The organism is Glycomyces tritici (assembly GCF_030403505.1).
Genome location: NZ_JAUEMJ010000012.1, coordinates 111,288 through 135,579, shown reverse-complemented (window position 1 = coordinate 135,579; position 24,292 = coordinate 111,288). Strand labels below are relative to the sequence as shown.

Below are 24,292 nucleotides of genomic sequence, written 5' to 3'. Positions count from 1 at the left end.
CGCGGATTCGTTGCGGTGCAGCGACTGTGGGAGGCGGCGCGCGATGGCGGGCAGTGAGGGCCGGGCCGGCGGGCGACGGGACGGCAACCGGGTCTGGCGGCGGCTCGACAACCTCGCCTACGTAAGCGACATGGTGGTCGGGGACGCCACCCTCGACGCGACGCGGACCAGGACCGACCTGGTGAACGACGCCTCGAAGGTGTGGAAGCGGAACGCCCGCCCGAACCGCCTCGAGTTCACCGACCCGAAGTCCGACGCCGAGGCGTTCGCGCTGCCGCAGTGGCGGCCGCTGCTCATGCAGCTGCGGCTGCTCGGCCTGCCGGTGCAGCGGGTGCGGGCGCTCGTGCGCGGCGAGCGCGGGGGCGTCCCCTTCGAGAGCCTGTGCGTATGCGACGCCGACGAGGACGGCGAGGTCCTCCCGTACCGGATCTGGGTGCTCCGCAACACCGAGCGGCTGCCCGACCTGATCTGCGACTACCGTTCCAGCCGAGGCGAAGTGCCCGACGACGTCGCGTGGTGCGATGCGCCGGGCGCGTTCGCGAAGGCCGCGGCGTTCACGGCGGACAGGCCCGTGATCGCCGAGGGGCGCTTCACGAAGAGCCTCATCGGGCGTGCGATCGCGGGGAAGATCAACGACTTCCTGGACACTTCAGTGCAGGTCACCGTGTGGGCCAAGGATTCAGGGGCCGCGCGGGCCGTGGCCGAGGCCGCGAAGGACGAGCTGCAGATGCTCCGCGTCGTGTGGATGGCGCGCGGCGGCATGTTCGTCTACGCGACGCCGAACCTCACGCAGGGCGCGGACCCGAAGCAGGAGCAGGAGCACCTGTTCACGCACAAGCTCGTTGCGCTGCAACGGAAGTACGCGGCGATCCTGAACGGTTAGGCGGTCTCCAGCCGCAGGCGCGGCTCGAAGGACTCGACCTCACCGGTGGCGGAGCGCCAGACCGCGTACACCTGCGCCTCGGCTTCGACCGCGACCGCTTGCCCCGCATGGGCTTCGACGACGAGGTCGCGCTGCGCCCCGGGGCCGCCGGTGTGGCGTTCGGGGACGTCGAGGTTCACCGGGCGGCCGTCGACGAGCACCGTGACCTGGTATTCGCCCGTGGGGACGAGGTAGCGCCAGTGCCCCCAGGAGGCGCGGCGCTCGATGCCGTTGATGCGCACGCTCGGCGGTCGCGTCCAGGCGCGGGCCAGGAACGAGCCGTGCGCGGCCTTGCGCCCGCCGGCCCACAGGTGCCGGCCGCAGGTGAGGTGCAGGTCGATCGCGGCCATGCCCTCCGGCAGCGGCGGCACGGCGGTCGGCTGGGCGCCGAGGAGGATCGCGTCGGTCCCGTACGCGACGGGCTCGCGCGGGAGCGCGCGGCGCTGCCGGGCGATGTCGCGGTGGTACTTGGCCTTCGTGCGCCGGTACAGGGGCCAGCCCGCGCCGATGAGCACCACTGCGACCGCGCCGAGGACGATGCCCGTGACCAGGTGCCAGGTCTCGCTGGGCATGAGGATCGAGACCGCGCTCATCGGCAGGCAGCAGATCGCGGAGACCATGACCAGCCAGGACCAGCAGCCCGCGTTCGTGGGGATGAACTCGGCGGTCTCGGGCAGCTCGCCGAGGACGCGGTGGCCGCTCACGCCGTCCTCGAAGTACTGCACCTGGTGCGCGCCGTGCTCGGCGACCTGCACGACGACCGGGTCGACGGTGGCGGTGTTCTGCACTTCGACGGTGTGCGGCCCGGCCGGGAGCACCAGGTCGAGCTGGCCGTTGCCGACGGCGACGGGCACGCCGTCGACGGCGATGACGGGCGCGGTGGCACCGGAGTCGGCCACGACCGAGACGACGCCCTCGCCGGGCCCGGGCCGGAGGTCGGCGCTCTGCACGACCCGCATGGGCTTGCGGCTGGGCAGGCCGGTGAGCGGGTCGCTGCGGGACCGGTTCGGGCGCGCCGCCGCCGTGGCGCGTTCGTTGACGACGCGCATCTCGTTGTCGCCCACCCGCAGCGGCAGCGGCTGCGGGTAGGCGTCGTCGCGGGTGCGGTAGGCGCCGCGGCCGAGGCGGCGGCGGGGCGTGTCGTCGCGGGCGGGCGTCATGGGGTCCTTTCAGCAGGCCTTGCAGGTGCTCCAGCCAACGGTAGGCGACGGCTGCTCCACTGGGTGACTGGCCCGCGACCTGTATCTTGCTCGCATGGGAATGAAAGACCGCCTCGAGCAGATGAAGCAGCGCGCGCAGGAAGCGGGCAAGATGGTCGTCGACGTGGGCGTCGACGCGGCCCGGGAGAAGCGCGACGCCGCCGTCGGCCTCGCCAAGAGCAAAGTGGACGCAACGACCGGCTATGCGGTCGCCAAGCGCGACGGCGCCGTCAATTTCGCGAGCGACGCCAAGACCGCGTTGAAAGAAGGCGACCTCGAAGAGCTCCTCAGGCGGCTGCCCCTGCCGGCCTCGCCGGTGCAGGAGGAGTGGCAGTGGAGCCTCGGCAAGCTCATCACCTCAGGCGGCAAGCCCCCCATGGGCACCGGGATGCTGCTGGGCCTGCTCGACAACTTCGGGACCATCGACATCGGCCCCGAAGAGGTCGGCTTCGACGGCTCGACCGCCAAATGGCACAAGGTGAAGGCCATCCGCACGCGTTCCCTGGACGGCATCATCCAGAAGCTCTCCACCGACTCCTTCACCGAGAGCATCGAGAACCTCCTGCCGCTCGTGCCCGGCCGCGGCTGGGTCGCCGAGAAGGCCACCTCCGCGATCTTCACGATCTGGGCGATGGTCGCCGACCTCGCCATCCGCGACCCCGAAGCCGGTCGGCGCCAAGTGGTCTGCGAGATCGAGTACAAGGGCTGGATCCGGACGAAGGAGGCCGAGACCGGGTTCTTCACCGGCCCCGTGATGGCCCTCCTGCCGGGCCTGGACCAGGTATTCCGCGAGGAGGCCGCGCGGCGCGGCGTGCTCGTCGAGCAGGCCGAGCAGACCACGATCGAGACCGCCGAGAACCGGGTCGCGTGGCTGCGCGAGAAGCACGCGGCCATCAGCGCCAAACGCGAAGAGGCCCGCAAGCAGATCGAGTACTGATCCGCCTGCGGGCCAAGGAGCCTGAGTTACTTCGGGTGGGTCTCGCCGGGGTAGCGCAGCCCGATCTGGGCGCGCGCCTCGTCCATGATCTCCATGACCTCGATGGTGCTCTGGGGCGGCACGAGCGTCGACTCGAGTCGCCCCTGGCGCAGCGCCCGGTGCACCTCCAGCGCCTCGTGGACGTAGCCGTGGCCGACGTACGGCGCCTCGAACTCGCGGGGCGACTCGTCGTACCGCACGAGCGTGTACCCGCTCGGGCGGTAGGCGTAGTCGCGCAGTTCGATGCGGCCCAAGGTGCCGCTGATCGTGACCTCGTTGGCCGGCCCGCCCCGGTAGGAGCAGGAGAGCTGCGCGATCGCGTTCGGGTACTTGAGGGTCAGCGCGGTCTGCGCGTCCACCCCGGTCGTGTCCATGACGCTGTGGGCCTCGATCGCATCGGGCTTGCCGAGGACCAAGTGCGCCAAGGTGATCGGATAGACCCCGAGGTCGAGGAGGGCGCCCCCGGCGAGCTCGAGGTTGCGGAGCCGGTGGCTCGCCGGCATGTCGCCGGCGAAGGAGAAGTTGCCGTGCACGGACACGACCTCGCCGATCATGCCCTCCTTGATGGCACGGCGCATCTCGCGGATCGCCGGATTGCAGCGGGTCCACATTGCTTCCATGAGGAAGCGCTGGTGCTCGCGGGCGACGTCGAACATCGTGCGGGCCTGCGAGGCGTTGTAGGCGAAGGCCTTCTCGCACAGGACGTGCTTGCCGGCTTCGAGGAGCTGGAGGGTGGGCAGGTAGTGATGGGAGTGCGGCGTGGCGACGTAGACGATGTCGACTTCGTCGTCTGCCGCAAGGGCCTGGACGGACTCCCAGGCCTGGGGGATGTCGTGCTTCTTGGCGAACGCGGCGGCGCGCTCCGCCGATCGAGAGGCCACAGCGGTGACGCGGCAATCGTCGAGGAGGGCAAGATCTTCCACAAAGGTCGATGCGATTCCACCGGTCGCCAGGATTCCCCATCGGATCGGTTCAACCATGGACGTAAGCACATCACAACTTCTCGCGATCGTCAACACGAGGGTCAGCGGTACTATCTGCGCCAACCGGGCCATATTCGCCGATGACGATCACCGTCCGTCACGCCACTCCTGTGACCTGGTGATTGATGTGACCTTTCCCGCAATGGGGTGCCGAACGCTCCGTGGCACTATGGCGAAATGGATCGAACTCCCATACTCCGCGCCAAAGCCCCGCGCGCCGGTCGCGCCGCCGCGCTCGCGCTGGCCGCCGTCGGCGGCGGCCTCCTGACGCTCGGCCTCGCCGCCCCCGCCTCGGCGCACGCGGCGCTCACCGGCACCGACCCCGAGGACGGCGCCACGGTCGCCGAAGCGCCCGCCGAAGTCTCGGCCACGTTCTCCGAGATCCTCGACGAGGCCTCGACCGAGATCGCGGTGACCGACCCGACCGGCGAGGTCCTCGACGTGGCCGACCCGAGCTACGACGGCGACACGTTCATCCAGCCGATGCTCTACACCACCCCCGGCGAGTACACGGTGGCGTTCCGGGTGATCTCCGAGGACGGCCACCGGGTGGACGACACGATCACGTTCACCGTCGAGTCGATCCCCGAGGGCCTCTACGCCCCCGGCGCGGAGCCGACCGCCGACGCCACGACCGGCGCCGAGGCGACAACGGACCCCACGACGCAGGAGGAGACCAGCCGGGCGACCGGCGGCCAGACCCGCGAGGAGGAGGACTCGAACACGGGCGCGGCGCTGGCCGCGATCCTCCTCGGCCTCCTGGTGGTCGTGGTCGGCGGCGTGGTCCTGGTGAAGACCTTGGGCCGCAAGCAGCGGCACGACGGCGAAGGCCAGGGCGGCGGCGAGGGTTCGGCCTGACGCGCCGAAGCTGAGCGGAGGGTCCCGGCAAATCGGACATTGATGGGCCCCCGGTATAGACCCTGCACCATGGGTACGACATTTCGTGAAGCGGCCGCGGGGCCCGGCCCCGCGGCCGTTGTCGTTGAGGACGCCGGTGTGCGGGGCGAATCTGACGGGCACCAAGCGCGGGGCCGGGTGCTCGGAGCAGCGCTGCGAGCCCGCCCGGGTGCACCGACCGGAGCTAAGGGCAGTTGACCCATTCGTCGGTGCCGTCGTCGAAGAACTGGTGCTTCCAGATCGGGAGGCGGGCCTTCACTTCGTCGACGAGGTCGGCGCAGGCGTCGAAGGCCTCCTTGCGGTGCTCGGCGGCGACGGCCGCGACGAGGGCCGGGTCGCCGATCGCGAGGTCGCCGATCCGGTGCGAGACGACGACGCCCCGCACGCCCGGCCGCGCCGCGATCTCCGCGGCGATCGTGCGCAGCAGCTCGCCCGAGGACGGGTGCCCCTCGTAGGACAGCCGGAGCACGCCCCGGCCGTGGTCGTGGTTGCGGACGACGCCCGAGAACGACACGACCGCCCCGGCCTCGGCCGCGGCGACCGCGGCCTCGTGCTCGGCGACGTCGAGCGGGGCGTCCAGCACATGTGCGCGGATCATGGTTTCACGCTCCAGGGACGGTGGCGAGTTCGACGGTGGCGCCTGCGGCCCCAGCGCTCTCGGGGCCGATCACGGCGAACCCGGCGGCGTTGGCCAGGCCCCGCAGCATCGCGGAGCCGTGGTGGCCGAGGCGGTGCCCGGCCCGGTCGACCAGGGCCAGGTGGGTGAAGCCGCCGCGGCCCGGGACGTCCTCGGCGAGCGTGACGGTGCCGAGCGGCGGCAGCGGCAGGCCGCGCAGGCCCGCGAGCAGCGGCGCGACGAGCGAGACGACCGCGATCACCGCGGACTGCGGGTTGCCCGGCAGGCCGGCGATGAACTTGCCGTCCTCGGTGCGCGCCAGCAGCATCGGGAAGCCCGGTCGCACGGCGACGGTGTTGATGACGTACGCCGCGCCGATCTCGGCGAGCGCGGCGTGCAGGTGGTCGACCGGGCCGACCATGGTGCCGCCGGTGGTGCACACCAGGTCCGCGTCGGCGAGCGCCTCGCGCAGCGCCGCGACATGCGCATCGAGGGTGTCCTCGACCGGCCCGATGCTCGGCCCGGCCGCCGCGCCGGCGGCTTGGAGCATGTGGGGGACCATGGGCCCCAGGGAATCGCGCACCCGGCCCTCGCGGGAGACGCCGGAGGTCAGCAGCTCGTCGCCGAAGACGACGACGCGCACGGCGGGCCTGGCGTGCGCGGGCAGCGTCGCGTGCCCGGCGGCGGCCGCGAGGCCGATCACGGGCGGGCTGACCGGGGTGCCGGCCGCGAGCAGCTCCTCGCCCTGCGCGGCCTCCTCGCCGGCCTCGCGCCATTCGCGTGCGGCCGGGCCGTTGACCAGGCCGTCCTCGAACTCGCTGTGCTCCAAGCGGATGATGCCCTCGGTCCCCTCGGGGACCTGCGCGCCGGTCGCGATCTTGACCGCGTGGCCGGGTTTGAGCGCGTCCGGCACCTGGCCGGCCAGCACGGCCCCGCCGAACTGCGCCGGTTCGACCCGCCACGGGCCCTCGCCGGCGACGGCCCAGCCGTCGACCGCGGAGGTCGGGAACGCGGGCAGGTCGGAGACGGCCACGAGCGGCGCGGCCAGCGCGGAGCCGACCGCCTCGCCGAACGGCAGCTCGGCAGCGGCGGGCTTGGCCGCGAAGCCTGCGGCCCAAGCGGTCTCGCGGGCCTCGGCCCAGGGCATCGGGGTGGTCATCAGTCGCCTCCTAGTGGGCGTCGGTGTCGTCGCCGGGCGCGTGCGCGGTGTCGGTGCCGCTGGACCCCGGTGCCGCGCCGGAGTCGGGCCCTACTGCGCTCTCGCCGGGCGCGTGGGTCGCGCCGGTGCCGTGCACTTGCGCCACGCTCGCCACGTCGCTGAACTCCGGCGTCGCGCCGGGGTCCTTCGCCGCGTCGGTGCGGGCGTGGTCGCCGCCGTGCAGCTGCGACACCGCGTGCTCGATGAGTTCGGCGGTGAGCACCGCGAGCCCGTCCTTCGCGGCGCCCGCGGACCCGGCGAGGTTCACGATCAGCGTCTTGCCCGCGGTCCCGGCGATGCCGCGCGAGAGCGCCGCGTGCGGGGTCTTCGCGAGTCCGGCGGCGCGGAGGGCCTCGGCGATGCCGGGGACCTCGCGGTCGATGACGCGGCGCGTCATCTCCGGTGTCAGGTCCAGCGGGGTCAGCCCGGTGCCGCCCGAGGTGACGACCAGGGCGAACCCGTCGTCCACGGCGTCGCGCAGGGCCTGCTCGACCTCGTCGCCGTCGTGCACGACGACGGGCCCGGCCACGTCGAATCCGGCGGCGGCGAAGCCCTGGATCAGGATCGGCCCGGAGGTGTCGACGTAAACGCCGTCGGCCGCGCGGTTCGATGCGACGACCACGAGTGTGCTTATCGGTGCCATGTGCCGGTCTTCCCTCCGAGTTTCTCCTCTACGCGGACATCGGTGACGACCGCGGCGGGATCGACGGCTTTCACCATGTCCACCAACGTCAACGCCGCCACGGACACGGCCGTGAGGGCCTCCATCTCGACGCCGGTGCGGTCGGTGGTCTTCACGCGCGCCGCGATCTCGACGCCTTCGTCGGTCACCGTGAGGTCGAGCTTCACACCGCTGATCGCGATCGGGTGGCACAGCGGCACCAGGTCCGGCGTGCGCTTCGCCGCCATGATCCCCGCGATCCGGGCCGTCGCCAGCGCATCGCCCTTCGCCAGCGAGTTCTCGCGCAGCGCCGCGACCACCTCGGGGGTGGTCAGGAGCCGCCCGGTCGCGAGCGCCGAACGGTGCGAGACGTCCTTCTCTGAGACGTCGACCATCCGGGCGGCCCCGGTCGAGTCGACGTGCGTGAGGTCTGCCATGCCGCGAAGTCTAGTCGCGCGGTGGGACGCCGCCGAGCTTCCGAGCTCAGTCGTCGCGGCGGGAGGACCAGAACGCGACGTTGGCGAGGCCTGAGGTGAGCACCGCCGGTCCGGCGATGACCAGCGGCATGACGGCCATGAAGCGCGAGGTCAGCCCGAGGCCGGGCAGCGGGCCGATGAGGATCTGCGGTTCCATGCCGGGCTCGAAGTCGGCGAGGACCGTGATCGTCTCGGTGCCGCCGTCCCCTTCGTAGGTCGCGGGCGAGCGCATCCAGGTCCCGTCGCTGCACCAGGTGCCGACGCAGTTCGGGGATGCGCCGTCGTCGAGGACGGTCACCTGGTGGTACTCGCCCCAGAACAGGTACGAGACGCACCACACGACCACGGCGGCCGCGAGGGCGAACCAGATCGCGAGGGCGAGGGCGGCGGCGCTGAACTTGAAGGCGCGCATGGGAGTGGTCCACTTCGATCAGAGGGGGCAGAGGGGCTGCCGGGGCCAGACCACGATACGCGCCGGCCACTCCGCAGTGCGGCCTCGGAGGCGCCGCCGGGGCCCTGTATTAGCGTCGAGGCGTGATCGAATGGCTCTACCTCGCCGTCCAGGCCGCCGCGCTGCTGATGAGCGCCTGGTTCTTCGTGGACACGGCCCGCTCCCAGCTCGTCGGACGCCGCCACCTCGTCGGCGTCGCGGCGCTGGAAGTGCTGCTCCTGGCGCAGCTCGCGGTGTCGATCGCGATCGTGCCGGGCGAGGCCGGCGACGGGAAGGCCCTGTTCTTCTCCTACCTGGTGACGACGATCCTGGTGCCCGTGGCGGCCTGCTTCTGGGGCTCGATCGACCGGAGCCGGTGGGGGATCGGGACCGTGGCGGCGTCGGGGCTGATCTGCGCGGCGCTCATGCTGCGCGTGCACCAGATCTGGGAGCTGCAGGTCAATGTCTGAGACCGAGGCGGCGCCGCGGGCGCTCGCGGCCGGGTTCGGGCGCCTCATCGTGCTGGTCTACGTGGTGTTCGCCGTCTCGGCGGGGGTCCGGGCCGTGTTCCAGGTGGTGACGAAGTTCGACGCGGCGCCGGTGAGCTTCACGCTGAGCGCGATCGCCGCGCTCATCTACCTGGTGGCCGCGATCGCGATCATCCGCGGCGCGGGCGCCCTCGCGATGCTCGCCGTCGGCGTGGAGATGGCCGGGGTGCTCGCGGTGGGCGCGTTGAGTTTCGCGGTGCCGCACTGGTTCCCGGAGCCTTCGGTGTGGTCGCACTTCGGTTCCGGGTACGGCTATGTGCCGCTGGTGCTGCCCGCGGTGGGCCTGGTGTACCTCTTCAAGCGCCGCAAGGGCGCTTAAGCCCGGTCGATGAGGTCGAGGGCGGTGTCGATGCTGCTGAGGGCGCTGGCGTTGTCGACGCGGGTGAGCGCGTAGGCGGCCACGACGAGGGCCGTGCAGGTCTCGGTGAGCCGCTCGACCTGGTCGGCGGGCAGGTCGGCGAGGTGGCGGCGGAGTCCGCTGCCGATGGCGGCGCGCAGTTCCGCGCGGTAGGCGGCGACCGTTTCGCGCACGGTGGCGTCGTCGGCGATGGGCGCTCCGGCGGTGTTGATGAGCAGGCACCCGTTCGCGGAGGTGAAGGAGCCGGCGCGTTCGAGCCCGGTGCGCAGGCCGTGCAGGTAGTCGAGGATCGCGTTGGGTGCGGGGAGCTCGGCCTTGAGCGGCTCGAGCCGCGGGCGCACGATCTCGTCGAGGTATGAGGCGACGGCGGCGTCGAAGAGGCCGCGTTTGCTGCCGAAGGCGTTGTAGATGCTCGATCGGCGCAGTCCGGTGGCGGTTTCGAGCGCCGGGATGGAGGCGGCCTCGTAGCCGTGCTTCCAGAACACGCCTCGGGCGGCCCGGACCACTTCACCGGTGTCGAAGGTCTGCGTTCGCCCCATGACCGACCTCTCTTTGCGTAATGATCGTTCCAGTATATATTAGTAGAACGACCATTACAAAAACGAGGGGAACCGACATGTCAGAGGCCGTCAGCACCCAGATCCAGCTCGTCCGCCGCCCGCAGGGCTGGCCCGAGCCCGAGGACTTCCGCATCGAGAAGGTCGCCTACGGCGAGCTCGAACCCGGCCAGGTGCGGGTCGCGAACGCGTTCCTCTCGGTCGACCCGTACATGCGCGGGCGCATGAACGACGCCAAGAGCTACATCCCGCCGTTCGTCCTCGGCGAGACCATGACCGGCGGCGCGGTCGGCCGCGTCGTCGAGTCCGCCGCCGAGGCCCTCCCGGTCGGCTCGGTCGTCCTCCACCAGTACGGGTGGCGCGACCTCGTCCAGGAGGACGCCGCCGGGTTCACCCTCGTGCCCGAGATGCCGGGCGTGCCGCTCTCGCTGCGCCTGGGCATCCTCGGCATGACCGGGATGACCGGCTACGTCGGCCTCACCGCGATCGCGGACCTGCAGCCGGGCGACACCGTCTTCGTCTCCGGCGCGGCGGGCGCCGTCGGCACCGCGGTCGGCCAGATCGCCAAGCTCCTCGGCGCGGGCCGCGTCATCGGCTCCGCCGGCAGCCCCGAGAAGGTCCGCCTCCTCACCGAGAAGTACGGCTACGACGCCGCGTTCAACTACAAGGACGCGCCCGTCCGCGAGCAGCTCAAGGCCCTCGCGCCCGACGGCGTGGACGTCTTCTTCGACAACGTGGGCGGCGACCACCTCGAGGCCGCGCTCGACGTCATGAACCGCGAGGGGCGCATCGCCGCCTGCGGCGCGATCTCCCTGTACAACAGCACCGAGCGCAAGCCCGGCCCGGACAACCTCGCCAAGATCATCCAGCAGAGCCTCACCATCAAGGGCTTCACCCTCGGCGGCTACACGCACCTGCGCGAAGAGTTCGGCACGCGCATGGCCGAATGGTTCGGCCAGGGGAGGATCGCCTACGACGAGACCATTGTGGACGGCGTTGAGCACGCGGTGGACGCGCTGCTCGACATGATGCGCGGCAAGAACACCGGCAAGATGATCGTCCGAGTCTGAGCCGCCGCTACGAACGCTCGCAGGCGTCGGCGGCTGAGGTCAGGAACTCCAGCGCCGACGCCGCGTCGTTCGCGCCGCCGGTCCGCAGGCGGCCGCGATGCCAGCCGATCACCCAGTTCGCCCGCACCATCCACGAATGGTCGAGCGGCCCTTGACCACGCAACGCCGCGAGCACCGCACTCGCGGAACCCGGATCGGCCGCGGAGACCACTGATCCCTGAGGAGCCGGCACCGGCAGGCATGGGGCATCGGGCTTGAACCAGGCCGGAGTCTCGTTCGCGACCAGCAGATCCGGCACCGCCCGAACCAGTTTCACCGCCGTGAACCGGTGAGGGACGTTGCGGCGCTTGCGCTTGCTCCAGACCAGGTTCTCGAACCCGAGCACGTGCCGCCCCTGGTGCGAACCCGCGAACGTGTCGGCCACCGGCTGCACGAACGGCACGCCCAGCATCTCCAGCTCGTCGAACCATCCGGACGAGGCGTCGTCCCCAGGGCGGCCCTCCGCGTGGAACCGCAGCCCGAGCGAAGCGGCGAACGCCGACGCCCGGCGGCGCCGCGCGGCCCGCGAAGCCTCGCCGAACACGACCTCGGCGATCCCTTGGACGAACGACTCCATGCGCGGCTCCTAGGCCAGCTCGTTGTACTTCGCCTCGAACTCCGCCGCGGCGACCTCGTCAGAGGAGCAGTATGCCGCCTTGCAGTCCCGCAGCAGCTGCCCGTGCCCGTTGAGCGACTCCGAGAGCTGCCCGGTCGATGCGGCCGCCTCCTCGCACGAGCCTTGGTACGACGAGGCGAAGAAGAGTCCCGTGAGCCCCCAGGTCATCTCCTCCGAGGCGGCCCCGGACGCGACGGTGTTGATCGACCCGCCCCTGCCCGCCAGCCCCTCGAGCTGCCCTGCGAGGGCGTCCAACTCGTCCAGGTCGACGGTGAGGCCCTGCGCGCTCAGCGCCGAGAGCGAGACGGTCAGGCCGGACCCGCCCGACAGCTGCTGGTAGCCCGTGGTGGCCGCCCCGAGGCCGCCGGTGACGCCGATGCTGACCAGCCCCTTCATCAGCACGGCCTTCCACAGCGGCTTGCCCGCGGGCAGGAAGAACTTCTCCAGCAGGGGCGCGATCTTCGCGAAGATCTTGCCCGCCTTCGCGAACTTGTCGATCGCCCGCGAGATCGCGTTCATCGCCTTCACCATGCCGCTGAGCAGGAACTCCGCGAACGCCGCGCCGAACGTGAACGAGCTGGCCGCCAACGCGACCAGCCCCCGCATGATCAGCCACGACACCAGTTCGGCGAGGATCGACTTGATGACGTCGTAGATCGTCTGCGCGACCACCTCGGCCCAGGCCAGCAATTGCTTGATACCGGCCGCCTCGTGCCCCATCGCGCCGATCGCGGCCGACAATCCGTACAGCTGGTTGTAGGCCGCGTCGGCCGCCGAGCCCTGCCAGTTCGGGATGCACGTGTCGACGGCGGTGCCGACCTCTTCGCTCAGCGCGCCCAGCGCCTCCTCGACCTGCCCCCAGACCTCCTGCTGATGCTGCATCTGGCCCGGGTCGCCCGAGACCATCTCGAGCAGGTCGTTCAGCGGCGTCACCAGCTCCAGCAGGATCGTGAGCCCGGCGTTCGCGAGCGCGTAGACGGGGTCCTTGATGGCCATGAGCCCGCCCACGGCGAGCATCCCGAGGTCGGCGGCGATGCCGCCCGCGGCGTCGGCGACGGACGTGTCGCCGTTGACGGCGTCGTTGATCTCCTGGGCGATCCCGTACACCGGCTTGGCCAAGGGGATGTCGTTCGCGATCCGTTCGCCCGCGCCGGGGTCCTGGACCGGGGCGTACTGGGTGATGTTGGAGCCGTGCTCGCTGGAATCGGACATGGTGTCAGCCGTTCTGCTCGCGCACCGCAGGGCGAAATCCGGGGGTGGGAACGCCCCCGCGCGGTACTGCTCCTGCGACTATAAGCCGCGAATGCCACTAGCTGAAGAACCCCAGACAGGCCACGACCAGGGTCGATGCGCACACGACGAGGCCGAGGCGGTAGTTGCGCTCCAGGCGCTTCTCCTCGTCGCCGATCCGCGGGCGGGCGGCGACACCGATCGTCAACCAGCCCAAGCCGAACGCCCCGAGCGGCGCTCCGATGAGGACCGCTGCGAGCAGGACGATGCCGAACGTGTCCTCCGCCCGCAGGTTGCGCAGCACCAGCAGCTGCACCACCACGCACAGCAGCGCGAACAGCCCGTAGATCAGCCCGTTGCGCTCGTCCGCGCGCCAGCGCGGCAGCAGCGGCGCCCGGTGCGCGAGGTACCTTGCCTCCTCGAGTTCCGCGCCCGCCGTCCGCAGGTCGGCCTCGGCGGCGTCCAGGTCCGCGGTCGGATCGCCGTGCAGCGGCGGGGGGTTCGGGACGCGCTGCGGGGGCGCGATGCGGGCGGCGCGGGCGAGGTCGTCGACGGCGGTGCGCTGTGCGGCGGCCTGGTCGGCGAGGCGGGCCGTGCGCTGGCCGAGCGACTCGGCCGCCGAGGCCGTGCGGGCGGCGGCCTCGGCGGCGCTGCGGCGGGTCTCGTCGAGGCGGCGCAGCTGCGCGAGGTAGTCGTCGAAGGCGCTCACTGGCGGGTCCTCTCCATCGGGGCGCTGCCGCCGCTGCGCTGCGGTCCCGGCCCGTGGTCTTCATTGCGGGAGAAGGGGACCACGAGTTTGCCGCCGCCGGTGTCGGCGTGGCGGTCGATGAGCAGGGCCCGGCCCGCGCGCGGGCTCCAGTGCTGGAACTGCTGCCCGAAGTGGCTCATGATCTCGCCGCCGGGGAGGTTGAGGACGAGCGCGCACGCGACGTCCTCGCGGCCCGCGGAGCCGCCGATGTCGTCGGTGAAGCGGCGGAGGTTGCGCCACCAGCCGAGCAGGTGCACGTCCCGGGCGGGCCCGGTGCGCAGGAGCGCGCGCAGTGCCTGCTGCGCCTTCATGTCCAGGGCCGCGGCGTCGAGGCCCCACGCGGCGATCACGGTGCCGTCGGGGATGGCCGCGAGCGCCGCCGCGAAGGCCTCGGGTGCGATGCGGTCGGCGGCCGAGCGCAGGTCGGCGCTGCCGGTGAAGTCGACGGCGAGGATGCGGGAGCCGTTGCCCGCCAGGCATTCGACGGCCGCTTCGAGGGCTTCGCCGCCCACCGGGTCGGAGCCGAGCACGGCCAGGTGCCGGCCGGGGCGGCGGTCGAGGTCGACGCCGGCGGCGTCCAGGCGCAGCGAGACCTCGCGGCCGAGCAGGGCGCGTCCCGGCTTCCGTTCCCCCGGAAGGGTGTCGGTGAGGTGCACGGGCCGGTAGCCGTAGAACACGCGCGGCGCGCCGACGCCCGCGTGGGCCTCGCCGAGCTGCTCGCGCAGCCGGTGCATCACATGCGTGTCGGTGTCGGGGAAGCGCGCGATGCGGTCGGCCCCGGCCGTGCCGCCTTCGGTGTTGACGACGACCTGGCCGAGCGAGATCCGCGACGCCGCATCGTTGTTCGTCTCCAGCACGGTGCGGGCGCCGGGGAGGGCGATGCGCATCGGGAACTGCCCGAAGATCGAGTCCTTCTTCGCCCACAGCGCCTCGATGCCCGAGACGGTCTGCGAGGCGAGCACGAGGTGCACGCCGTACGAGCGGCCCTTGCGGGCCAGGTTCTCCAGCAGCGCAACGGCTTCGGAGGCGACCCGGTCGTTCCCGGCGAGGAGCACCTGGAACTCGTCGGCGACGCACACGATCCGCGGGTACGCCTCGTGCTCGCGCAGGCCCGCGAAGGACGCCACGCCGTACCGCTTCATCACCGTGGAGCGGCGCGTCATCTCCTCGTTCAGCGTCTTGAGCACGGCGAGCCCGTACTCGCGGTCGGACTCGACGCCGACGGCGCGCGCGTGCGGGATGAAGCTGGGGTCGCGCTCGGTCGGGATGAACTCGGTGAACGAGACGCCCTCCTTGAAGTCCAGCAAAAACAATGCCAGATCCGAAGGGGCGTAACGGGACGCGAGCCCGTACAGGACGTCGAGGAGGAACACGGTCTTGCCGCCGCCGGTGCGCCCGCCCACGAGCCAGTGCGGGGTCGCGTCGTCGAACCGCAGCCGCACCTCCCCGGCCGCGTCGCGTCCGATGAGGACTTCCAGGCCGCGCGACGGGTCGCCCGATTCGGGCCGGTCCGGGATGAGGTCGGCGAAGGTGAGGGTCGCGGCGGCCTTGGCGCGATCGGCGAGGCGCAGCGCCTCACCGGCCACGAAGGACGGATCGAGGGCCTCGGGCCAGTCCACGGGCGCGGCCAGCCGCTCCCCGCGCCCGAACGGCGCCGCGGGCGGGTTCGTGATCGCCACCGCGCCCGCCTCCGCGTGCATGACCGCGGCCTGCGGCAGGTCGGGCAGCCCGCAGCCGAGGACGGTGACGCCGTGCGCCAGGCCCGAGCGGGCCAGCGCGTAGACGCGTTCGACGAGCTGGCGCGGCGCTTCGCCGAGTGAGGCGACGACGAGCAGCATCCGGTCGGTGCGGCGTCCCGCGATGTGCTCGGCCACTTGGGATTCGGCCAGGGCGACGGCGTCGGCGGCGGCGCGCGCGTCGGTGGCGACCGCTTCGATCACGCCCGCGTCGGCGAGCGGGCGCAGCGGTGCGAACGACGCCCCGAGGGTCGCGGTGTCGATCCCGACCACCCGCAGCCCGCCCGGTTCGCGGGTGGCCACGGCGTGGAGGATCGCGGTCCGCACGAGGGTCGCGACGCCTTCGACGCGGGCGTCCACCGAGGTCGCGAGGTGCCCGCGCACGCCGAACGGCACGATGAGCGGCACGGTGCGTCCTTCGTGGAGCATCACGCGACCGGCGTGGAGCAGTTCGGGGTCGGTGCGCAGCTGCTGCGCGGAGGCGGCGGCCGCGTCGGCGATCTGCCGCTCGGCCGCGAGGAGCTCGGGGTCCACCGGGGTCTGGAAGGCGGCGTCGCCGAGGCGCTGCGCCACCTGGGCGAGGCGGGCGGCGGCGGCGTCGCAGCCTGCGGCCGCGTTCGCCAGTGCGGTCGGGAAACCGGGCACCGGACCTCCTTGCGCGATGTGAGTGACGGCCTGTCCGCCTTGCGGGCGGACGAGCTGTTCGACCGGTCACACCATATCGCGGAGAGGCTCCCCGGGCCTGCCCAGTGCCCGGGCCTGGACGCGAGCCCGGTGGCGCCCGCCCGCAGCGCCGGTCGGCGGGCCGGACCGTCCGCTTTGCGCAACCTTCCCCGGAGTGGGCGCGTGCATTACCCTAGAAGCAGGCTCGATCTCGCTGACCCGGAGAGACCGGCCGAACGCCTACAGCGCCGCAAGCGCCCGCATCCGCCGCCCGCGGGCCCTCGGCTTCGCCAAGAAGGACCCGTGCCCCATGAGTGAGTTCCTGGATATAGCCCTATCCTTCCCACCGGTCGTCTTCTCGTTCGGCCTCGTCGTCGTCGTCCTGTACTGGATCACCGTGATCATCGGCGCGCTCGACGTCGACATCGTCGACGTGGGGGACGCCGAGCTCGACGCCGGAGGCGGCTTCTGGTCGGCCTTCGGGTTCGGCGCGGTCCCGTTCACCGTCGTCCTCTCGCTGTGGATCACCTTGGGCTGGATCGTGACCGTGCTCGGCACCAGCTGGGTGCGCAGTGCCGACATGTTCATCCCGCCCGCCCTCACCGGCACCGCCGTGCTCGTCGCCGGGATCGGCGTCGGCATGCTCGGCGCCAAGCTCCTCACCCGGCCGCTCGGCCGGCTCTTCGAGGACGCGCCCGCCACCGCGCACGCCGACCTCGTCGGCAAGGTCTGCGTGGTGCGCACCGGGACCGTCACCCTCGACTCGGGCCAGGCCGAGATCACCGACGACGAGGGCAGCCTGCTCCTCATCAACGTGCGCCGCTCCCCGCACGAGCCCGAAGGCCTCGACGAGGAGCTGTTCGCGCGCCACTCGAAGGTCGTGGTCTTCGACTACGACGAGGTCGAGAAGGTGTTCCTGGTCGTGCCGGTGGCGCTGCCGCCGGGCCTGGTCATGGAGTCCTGACCTCCGCCGCACCGTGAGTTCACTCCCACCTCACAGTGGACCGTCATGTATTGCCACGGTGTGCCCGGTTTGCGCTCTCCCGGTTTCGTGCCTCGAGCACCCTCGCGTACCCACGACATGGCGCACCTTGGTTAGGGTGTGGTCACGCCCGCCGCGGCGGCGTTGACTCGCGCGTCGCCCTGCACGTCAAGTCCCCGTTCCCCCGAAGTCTCGTTAGGAACCATCGCATGGACGCCACCAACTCGGCGACGCTGATCACGTTCGTGGTCGTCGCGGTCGTCTTCATCGGCCTGCTGCTCATGATCATCCGGCTGTACCGCAAGGTCGCGCCCGGCCAGGCCCTCGTCGTGACGAAGCTGCGCACCCGCAAGGTCTCCTTCACCTCCGCGCTGGTGCTGCCCATCATCCACCGCGCCGAGTACATGGACATCTCGGTCAAGACCATCGAGATCAACCGCGCGGGCAAGGACGGCCTGATCTGCCAGGACAACATCCGCGCCGACATCTCCATCACGTTCTTCGTGCGCGTCAACGCCACGGTCGAGGACGTCATCAACGTCGCCGGCGCGATCGGCACCAAGCGCGCCTCGGACCAGAGCACGCTGCAGGAGCTGTTCAACGCCAAGTTCGCCGAGGCGCTCAAGACCGTCGGCAAGCAGCTGGACTTCACCGACCTGTACACCAACCGCGACGAGTTCCGCGACCGCATCCTCAACGTCATCGGCACCGACCTCAACGGGTACTCCCTCGAGGACGCGGCGATCGACTACCTCGAGCAGACCCCGATGGACCAGCTCGACCCCAAGAACATCCTCGACGCGCAGGGCATCCGCAAGATCACCCAGCTCACCGCGATCGAAGCGGTCACCACGAACGAGCACCGCCGCACCGAGGAGAAGGAGATCAAGCGCCAGGACGTCGAGGCCAAGGAGGCCGTGCTCGAACTCGAGCGCCGCCAGACCGAGGCCGAGATCCGCCAGCAGCGCGAGATCGAGACCCTGCGGGCCCGCGAGTCCGCCGAGGTGCAGAAGGTCCAGGCCGAGGAGCGCCTGAAGAGCGAGACCGCGCGCATCAAGACCGAAGAGGCCACGGGCATCCAGCACGAGAACCGCCTCCGCGAGATCGCCGTCGCCGAGAAGAACCGCGAGCGCGTCATCGCCGTCGAGACCGAGCGCATCGAGAAGGACCGCATCCTCGAGGTCGTCAGCCGCGAGCGCGAGGAAGAGCTCGCCCGCATCGCCGCCCAGAAGGAGCTCGAGGCGCAGAAGCGCGACATCGCCGACGTCATCCGCGAGCGCATCGCCGTCGAGAAGACCGTCGCCGAGCAGGAAGAGGGCATCAAGCGCCTGCGCGCGGTCGAAGAGGCCGAGCGCGAGCGCCAGCGCGTGATCATCCTCGCCGAGGCCGAGGCCCAGGAGAGCCTGGTCAAGGACATCAAGGCCGCCGAGGCCGGCGAAGCCGCCTCGAAGCACCTTGCGCGCCAGCGCCTCACCGAGGCCGAAGCCGCCCAGCAGGCCGCCGAGCTCGAGGCGCGCGCCAAGATCCGCCAGGCCGAAGGGGACCAGGCCATCGCGGCCGCCCCGGGTCTGGCCGCCGTCCAGGTCCGCGAGGCCGAGGCGGACGCGATCGAGAAGGGCGGGCTCGCCGAGGCGAAGGCCGCCGAGGCCAAGGGCCTGGCCGAAGCCGAGGCGCAGGCCGCCATCGGCAAGGCCGAGGCGACCGCCACCTCCGCGAAGGGCCTGGCCGAGGCCGAGGCCCAGGCCGCGAAGGGCACCGCCGAGGCGAACGCCCTGCGCGAGAAGCTCCTCGCCGAGTCCATCGGCCTCACCGAGAAGGCCGTCGCGATGGACGCGCTCTCGGACGCCAGCCGCGGGCACGAGGAGTACCGCCTGCGACTGGAGATGGAGAAGGAGCTGCGGGGCATGGAGATCGAGGCCCGCCGCTCGATCGCCGAGCAGCAGGCCGGGGTCATCTCCGCCGGGCTCAGCAACGCCGACATCTCCCTGGTCGGCGGCGACACCCAGTTCTTCGACCGGGTCGTCGGCGCGATCGGCTACGGCAAGGCCGTCGACGGCTTCGTCGCCCACTCCGAAGTGGCGCAGTCGGTCGCGGCCACGTGGGGCAACGGCTCCACGTCGTTCGCCGAGGACCTCAAGGGCGTCCTCAGCGGTGTCGGCAGCGAGGACGTCAAGAACCTGACGGTCTCGGCCGCGCTCGTCAAGCTCATGCAGGGCGGCGGCGACCACGACGTGCTCTCCGGTCTCCTCGGCAAGGCCAAGGAACTCGGCGTCGCCGAGAAGCCCGCGCTCGAGATCGCCAAGTAGGTCATCGCACGGGACCGCGGCCCGCAGGGTCGCGGTCCCTCAGTCCGACTCCCAACGCTCCCAGGGGAACCCATGGCCGAAGAGAAGTCCGCCACCGAAGCGCCCGCCGCTGCCGCCCTCGACGCCGGCACGTACGAGGTCCTCTCGTCCCGCCTCGCCGACTTCGCCGACGAGCTCGCCGGGCGCGCCGAGGCGCTCAACACCGCCCGCACCGACGCCTTCGGCTCCACCGGGCTCACCCTCCTCGGCACCACCCGCATCCGCACCGCGAACAACTGCGTGCCCCGCGACATCGCCCGCGTCGGCGACCGCCTCCTCTTCGGCTACAACGTCCACATGGGACTCAAGTCCCAATCCGAGGTCGGCGACGTCTTCGCGCTCCACGACTTCGAGCGCGAGGGCAGTGAGTTCGCGTTCACCGAGGTCACCGAGCCCGGGCACCTCCTCGACCAGCCGAAGTTCACCGCCGACTTCACCGAGATGTACCGGTACTACCGGTCCACCGAGCTCCTCCAGGTCCGCGAGGTCGACGGCCGCCTCCTCGCCGTCTTCAAGATCGGCGACAACCTCGCCGACCAGCGCGTTCTGCGCTGGGCGCTCGCCCCCGGCAAGGAACCGGCCTATATGGACGCCCGCGGCGACGCGGACGCCGTCTGGCCCGAACCTCACGACTTCGAGTGGACCCCCACCGGCCGCGAGCACCATGTCACCGGCCGCCACCCGCACGTCTCCATCGAGGACGAGATCTTCGTCGAGTGCCTCGGCGGCGACCTCACCGTCAAGATCGAGGACAACACCGAGACCGGCGAGGGCGTCTACTCCGAGCCCGTCGCCGAGCCCCTGCAGTCCCTCGCGGACGCCGACATCGCCTACGCCCGCATCGGCCCCCTCATCCTGCTGAAGATCCTCCCCTACAAGGAGACCGTCACCCGGTACCTGATCTTCAACTCCCGCACCGGCACCATCGTCCGCGCCGACGCCATCGGCCAGGCCTGCCGCCGCCTCCCCGAGGACCACGGCCTCATCTTCCCCGGCGGCTACTACCTCAACGAGGGCAAGCTCAAGACCTTCGACCACGACGTCACGGACCTCCGCTTCAAGCGCGTGATCCGCTCGCCCAACGGCGAAGACGTCCTCTTCGTCTTCTACCACGAGGTCGAGGGCCGCTCACTCCTCCTGCCGTACAACGTCATCCGCAAGGAAGTGGCCGCTCCGATGAGCGTCCACGGCTACGCGGTCTTCGACGACGGCACCCTCGCGGCCTTCCGCTTCACCGGCGAGCAGGCCACCCGCGTCCACCCGATGCAGATCTGGTCCACGCCCTTCGTCTCCGAAGCCCACGCCGCCGCAGCGGAAACCGGCGACACCCCGGTGCACCGCATCGGCAACGCCGAGGCCGTGCGCGCCGTCTCGGACGCGCTCTCCGTGGCCCGCATGGTCCGCGAGATGCAGCCCGCCCAAGCGGTCTTCGAAGCCCTCATCGCGGCCGCCACCCGCTGCCTCGACGACTACCCGTGGCTCGGCGACGACGGCCTCCACGGCCTGGACGAGAGCCTCGCCAAGGTCCGCGACACCGCCGAAGCCGTGCTCGACGAGTACGCCACCGTGGCCGAGCTGACCGCCGAGGCCAAGAAGTCCCTCGAACTCGCCCAGACCGACACCGTGAAGCTCCTGCGCCGCGCCCGCGGCGAGGCCCCCAAATCCGCCGAGCAGTGGGTCGAGCTCCTCGCCGAGCTCCGCGGCGCGGGCGGCCACCTGGTCACCCTCCGCGAGACCCGCTACATCGACCTCGCCGGGATCGACGCCCTCGCCGCCGAGGTCACCGAGACGCTCGACTCCACCGGACGCCGCGCCGTCGCGTTCCTGGAGCGCGAGGACGCGTTCGCCGCGTACTTCGAGCAGGTCGCCGACCTCGAGCACAAAGCCGAGGCGATCGGCTCCGTCGCCGAGTCCGACCCGCTCCTCAAGGACCTGGACGACCGCCAGCGGGGCCTGGAGACCCTCACCGAAGTCGTCGCGACCCTGGAGATCGGCGACGCCGTCGTGCGCACCGCGATCCTCGGGCGCGTCTCGGAGGTGCTCGCCGCCGTCAACCGCGCCCGCGCCACCCTCGCGGCGCGCCGCCGCGAACTCGCCGTGGGCGAAGGCAAGGCGGAGTTCGCGGCCGAGTTCGCGCTGCTCGGCCAGTCCGTGACCGCCGCGATCGCCGCCGCCGACACGCCGGCCGCGTGCGACGAGCAGCTGGGCCGCCTCCTGCTCACCGTCGAGAACCTCGAGACCCGCTTCGCGGACTTCGACGAGTTCCTGACCCGGTTGGCGGACAAGCGCACCGACGTCTACGAGGCGTTCTCCGGGCGCAAGCAGCACCTCCTGGACGAGGCCGCCCGCCGCGCCGAGCAGCTCGCGCAGTCGGCCGACCGCATCCTGGAGGCCGTGGCCCGCCGCACCGCCACACTGTCCTCACTGGACGAAGTGAACACGTACTTCGCCACCGACCCGATGGTGGAGCGCCTCCGCAAGGTCATCACCGAGCTGCGCGGCCTCGACGACACCGTGCGCGCCGAGGAGATCGAGGGCCGCATCAGCGCCGCCCGCGCCGAGGCCGGGCGGGCGCTCTCCGACCGCCTCGACCTCTTCGACGGCGACGCCGTCAAGTTCGGCGAGCACCGCATCCCCGTCAACACGCAGCCGCTCGACCTCACCCTCGTGCCCTCCGGGGACGCGCTCGCGTTCTCGCTCACCGGCACCGACTACCGGCACGTCGTCACCGACGCCGGCTTCAGCGACACGAAGCCGTACTGGCACCAGTTCCTCCCCTCGGAGAACAACGACGTCTACCGCGCCGAGCACCTCGCCGCCGCGCTCCTGGCCGAGCACGGCCCCGCGAAGCTCCTCGCCGAGGACCTCCCGGCGTTCACCTCCACGGCCGCCGCCGAACGCTACGACGAGGGGTACGAGCGCGGCGTCCACGACGCCGACGCCGCCGCGATCCTCGCCGAGGCCCTGCGTCTCTACGCCGCGTCCGGGCTCCTGCGCTACCGCTCGGCCGAGCGGGCCGCCGCCCAGCTCTACTGGGGGCACGGCATCCCGAAGGAGGAGCGGATCGCGATCCGCACCCAGGCCCGGTCGCTCGCGCGCGCCCGCGCCGTGTTCGGCCGCGCCGACGCCCTCGCCGACCTCGGCGCGGACCTCGGCGAAGCCGTCAACCACTACCTCAACAGCACGCTGCTGCCGCTCGAGGTCGACCCCGACCTCGCGGGGGAGTACCTGGTCGAGGAGCTCGCCGACCCCAGCGGCGGGTTCGCCGTCTCGCAGCGGGCGCGCTCGCTCCTGGCCGCGTTCGAACGCCAGATCGGCCCGGGTGCCAAGGCGGACTTCGAATCCGACCTGCGCGCCCTCGAAGGCGACATGACCTCCAAATGGGAGCTCGCCGCCGTCTGGCTCGAGTCGTTCCTGCGCCAGGCCGAACCCGATGGCTTCGACGAGGCGGACCTCCCCGAAGCGCTCGCGGTGATCCTCGCCGAGGTCGACACGTACGACGTCACCGCCGAACTCTCCAGCCAGGTCACCGGCCTGCTCGGCACGCACGCCCGCATCGAGGGCCGCGTGCTGCCGCTGCGCCTGGACGAGTTCCTGGCCCGCACCGGGCGGTTCCGCCGCACCGTGCTCCCCGGCTACCGGGCCTACCAGCGCCGCCGCGCCGAGATCATCGAGACCCACCGCCGGACGCTGCGCGTCGAGGAGTTCAAGCCCAAGACGATGGCCGGGTTCGTGCGCAACCAGCTCATCGACGACGTGTACCTGCCGCTCATCGGCTCGAACCTCGCCAAGCAGATCGGCGCCGGCTCGGGGGAGGGGCGCCGCACCGACCAGTCGGGCATGCTCATGCTCATCTCCCCGCCCGGCTACGGCAAGACCACGCTCATGGAGTACGTGGCCGACCGGCTCGGGATGCTCCTGGTCAAGGTCAACGGGCCCGCGCTCGGGCACGAGACCGTGTCGGTGGACCCTGACGACGCGCCGAACGCGACCGCCCGCGCCGAGGTCCAGAAGATCAACTTCGCGCTCGAATGCGGCAACAACGTGCTGCTCTACCTCGACGACATCCAGCACACCAACCCCGAGCTGCTGCAGAAGTTCATCTCGCTGTGCGACGCGCAGCGGAAGATGGAGGGCGTCTGGAACGGGCGCACCCGCACGTACGACCTGCGCGGCAAGCGGTTCGCGGTGTGCATGGCCGGCAACCCGTACACCGAGGCCGGCCAGAAGTTCCGCATCCCGGACATGCTCGCCAACCGCGCCGACGTGTGGAACCTCGGCGACGTCCTCTCCGGCCGCGACCAGGTGTTCGCGCAGTCCTACATCGAGAACGCGCTGACCTCGAACAAGGTCACCGCGCCGCTCGCCGGGCGCGAGCGCTCCGACACGTCGATCCTCATCCGGCTCGCGAGCGGCGACCCGACCGCCGCGCCCGAAGCGCTGCAGCACCCCTACAGCGCGGGCGAGCTCGACCAGCTTCTGTCGGTGCTGCGCAAGCTCGTGCGGATCCAGAAGACCGTGCTCGGCAACAACCTCGCGTACATCGCGTCCGCGGCGATGGACGACAGCGCCCGCACCGAGCCGCCGTTCCTCCTCCAGGGCTCCTACCGGAACATGAACCGGCTCGCCGAGCGGGTGGTGCCGGTGATGAACGACGACGAGCTCGAAGCGGTGATCGACGACCACTACGCGGGCGAGGCGCAGACGCTCGCGTCCGGCGCGGAGGCGAACCTGCTCAAACTCGCCGATCTCCGCGGCCGCCTCACTCCCGAGCGCGCTTCGCGTTGGGAGGCCGTGAAAGAGGCCTACCGCCGCGAGCAGACCCTCGGCGGCTCGAGCGACGATCCGATGTCGCGAGCGGTCGGCGCCATCACCTTGCTCTCCGACCGCGTCAAGGGCATCGAAACGGCTTTGCAGCAAAGGAGCGGCACCGAACTGGAGTAAGTCCTCTCCGCTGGCCCGGACCTCCCCTGGCACCCGGTACGCTCTTGACAAAAGCTTGGCGCGTAGCCCGTAGTGCCCCTGCAGCCGCTAACCATCGA

21 protein-coding genes are annotated in these 24,292 nt (G+C 71.5%); 9 read left to right on the top strand and 12 right to left on the bottom strand.

Annotated elements, in window-relative coordinates; translation table 11 throughout:
• The first annotated feature begins 43 nt into the window (after positions 1 to 43).
• On the top strand, positions 44 to 883 hold the full coding sequence (locus QWI33_RS26550; protein ID WP_289958191.1) for a hypothetical protein: 840 nt from the start codon (positions 44 to 46) through the stop codon (positions 881 to 883).
• Here QWI33_RS26550 and QWI33_RS26545 read toward each other — a convergent pair.
• Positions 880 to 2,082, bottom strand: a complete 1,203-nt coding sequence (locus QWI33_RS26545; RefSeq protein WP_289958190.1) for a hypothetical protein — start codon at positions 2,080 to 2,082, stop codon at positions 880 to 882. The genes QWI33_RS26550 and QWI33_RS26545 overlap by 4 nt on opposite strands.
• A gap of 94 nt (positions 2,083 to 2,176) precedes the next feature.
• Between QWI33_RS26545 and QWI33_RS26540 the strand changes: the two genes are divergently transcribed.
• Positions 2,177 to 3,058, top strand: a complete 882-nt coding sequence (locus QWI33_RS26540; RefSeq protein ID WP_289958189.1) for a hypothetical protein — start codon at positions 2,177 to 2,179, stop codon at positions 3,056 to 3,058.
• Between the two features lie 26 nt (positions 3,059 to 3,084).
• Here QWI33_RS26540 and QWI33_RS26535 read toward each other — a convergent pair whose 3' ends face one another.
• Positions 3,085 to 4,077, bottom strand: coding sequence for a Gfo/Idh/MocA family protein (locus QWI33_RS26535; RefSeq protein ID WP_289958188.1), 993 nt, complete (start codon positions 4,075 to 4,077; stop codon positions 3,085 to 3,087).
• A gap of 180 nt (positions 4,078 to 4,257) precedes the next feature.
• Here QWI33_RS26535 and QWI33_RS26530 point away from each other — a divergent pair, with 180 nt between their 5' ends.
• On the top strand, positions 4,258 to 4,938 hold the full coding sequence (locus QWI33_RS26530) for a copper resistance CopC family protein (RefSeq protein ID WP_289958187.1): 681 nt from the start codon (positions 4,258 to 4,260) through the stop codon (positions 4,936 to 4,938).
• Between the two features lie 223 nt (positions 4,939 to 5,161).
• On the opposite strand, the gene QWI33_RS26525 is transcribed toward QWI33_RS26530, so the two are convergent.
• Genes QWI33_RS26525 through QWI33_RS26505 form a run of 5 tightly spaced genes read right to left on the bottom strand, consistent with a single transcriptional unit; the run spans position 5,162 to position 8,340 of the window.
• Complete coding sequence (locus tag QWI33_RS26525) at positions 5,162 to 5,575, bottom strand: molybdenum cofactor biosynthesis protein MoaE (protein ID WP_289958186.1); 414 nt, start codon at positions 5,573 to 5,575, stop codon at positions 5,162 to 5,164.
• Positions 5,576 to 5,579: 4 nt separating this feature from the next.
• Positions 5,580 to 6,752, bottom strand: a complete 1,173-nt coding sequence (locus tag QWI33_RS26520; RefSeq protein WP_289958185.1) for a molybdopterin molybdotransferase MoeA — start codon at positions 6,750 to 6,752, stop codon at positions 5,580 to 5,582.
• Between the two features lie 10 nt (positions 6,753 to 6,762).
• Complete coding sequence (locus tag QWI33_RS26515; protein WP_289958184.1) at positions 6,763 to 7,434, bottom strand: MogA/MoaB family molybdenum cofactor biosynthesis protein; 672 nt, start codon at positions 7,432 to 7,434, stop codon at positions 6,763 to 6,765.
• Positions 7,422 to 7,889 (bottom strand): cyclic pyranopterin monophosphate synthase MoaC, encoded by a 468-nt coding sequence (moaC, locus tag QWI33_RS26510; RefSeq protein WP_289958183.1) that lies wholly within the window; start codon positions 7,887 to 7,889, stop codon positions 7,422 to 7,424. The genes QWI33_RS26515 and moaC overlap by 13 nt, the downstream gene beginning before the upstream one ends.
• Positions 7,890 to 7,935: 46 nt before the next feature.
• Positions 7,936 to 8,340, bottom strand: a complete 405-nt coding sequence (locus QWI33_RS26505; RefSeq protein WP_289958182.1) for a hypothetical protein — start codon at positions 8,338 to 8,340, stop codon at positions 7,936 to 7,938.
• Positions 8,341 to 8,462: 122 nt separating this feature from the next.
• On the opposite strand from QWI33_RS26505, the gene QWI33_RS26500 reads away from it, so the two are divergent.
• A complete protein-coding gene (locus QWI33_RS26500; protein WP_289958181.1) occupies positions 8,463 to 8,828 on the top strand; it encodes a hypothetical protein in 366 nt (121 codons plus the stop codon).
• A complete protein-coding gene (locus QWI33_RS26495; protein ID WP_289958180.1) occupies positions 8,821 to 9,225 on the top strand; it encodes a hypothetical protein in 405 nt (134 codons plus the stop codon). The genes QWI33_RS26500 and QWI33_RS26495 overlap by 8 nt, the downstream gene beginning before the upstream one ends.
• Here the strand turns inward: QWI33_RS26495 and QWI33_RS26490 are convergent.
• Complete coding sequence (locus QWI33_RS26490) at positions 9,222 to 9,803, bottom strand: TetR/AcrR family transcriptional regulator (protein ID WP_289958179.1); 582 nt, start codon at positions 9,801 to 9,803, stop codon at positions 9,222 to 9,224. The genes QWI33_RS26495 and QWI33_RS26490 overlap by 4 nt on opposite strands.
• Positions 9,804 to 9,880: 77 nt before the next feature.
• Here QWI33_RS26490 and QWI33_RS26485 point away from each other — a divergent pair, with 77 nt between their 5' ends.
• Positions 9,881 to 10,891 (top strand): NADP-dependent oxidoreductase, encoded by a 1,011-nt coding sequence (locus QWI33_RS26485; RefSeq protein WP_289958178.1) that lies wholly within the window; start codon positions 9,881 to 9,883, stop codon positions 10,889 to 10,891.
• A gap of 7 nt (positions 10,892 to 10,898) precedes the next feature.
• On the opposite strand, the gene QWI33_RS26480 is transcribed toward QWI33_RS26485, so the two are convergent.
• The 4 genes from QWI33_RS26480 to QWI33_RS26465 all read right to left on the bottom strand — a co-directional run bounded on the left by QWI33_RS26480 (position 10,899) and on the right by QWI33_RS26465 (position 15,905).
• Complete coding sequence (locus QWI33_RS26480; protein ID WP_289958177.1) at positions 10,899 to 11,507, bottom strand: hypothetical protein; 609 nt, start codon at positions 11,505 to 11,507, stop codon at positions 10,899 to 10,901.
• Positions 11,508 to 11,516: 9 nt separating this feature from the next.
• A complete protein-coding gene (locus QWI33_RS26475) occupies positions 11,517 to 12,758 on the bottom strand; it encodes a hypothetical protein (RefSeq protein WP_289958176.1) in 1,242 nt (413 codons plus the stop codon).
• Positions 12,759 to 12,855: 97 nt separating this feature from the next.
• A complete protein-coding gene (locus tag QWI33_RS26470; protein ID WP_289958175.1) occupies positions 12,856 to 13,485 on the bottom strand; it encodes a hypothetical protein in 630 nt (209 codons plus the stop codon).
• Positions 13,482 to 15,905: an FtsK/SpoIIIE domain-containing protein gene (locus QWI33_RS26465; RefSeq protein ID WP_289958174.1), complete on the bottom strand. Its 2,424-nt coding sequence runs from the start codon at positions 15,903 to 15,905 to the stop codon at positions 13,482 to 13,484. Before QWI33_RS26465 ends, QWI33_RS26470 begins: the two co-directional genes overlap by 4 nt.
• A 328-nt stretch (positions 15,906 to 16,233) precedes the next feature.
• Here QWI33_RS26465 and QWI33_RS26460 point away from each other — a divergent pair, with 328 nt between their 5' ends.
• The 3 genes from QWI33_RS26460 (at position 16,234) to QWI33_RS26450 (ending at position 24,194) form a co-directional block, all read left to right on the top strand.
• On the top strand, positions 16,234 to 16,887 hold the full coding sequence (locus tag QWI33_RS26460; RefSeq protein ID WP_289958173.1) for a hypothetical protein: 654 nt from the start codon (positions 16,234 to 16,236) through the stop codon (positions 16,885 to 16,887).
• A gap of 227 nt (positions 16,888 to 17,114) precedes the next feature.
• A complete protein-coding gene (locus QWI33_RS26455; protein ID WP_289958172.1) occupies positions 17,115 to 19,211 on the top strand; it encodes an SPFH domain-containing protein in 2,097 nt (698 codons plus the stop codon).
• A gap of 72 nt (positions 19,212 to 19,283) precedes the next feature.
• The gene (locus tag QWI33_RS26450) at positions 19,284 to 24,194 is read left to right on the top strand and encodes a DNA repair ATPase (RefSeq protein ID WP_289958171.1); all 4,911 of its coding nucleotides are present in this window, start codon (positions 19,284 to 19,286) and stop codon (positions 24,192 to 24,194) included.
• The last annotated feature ends 98 nt before the right edge of the window (positions 24,195 to 24,292 follow it).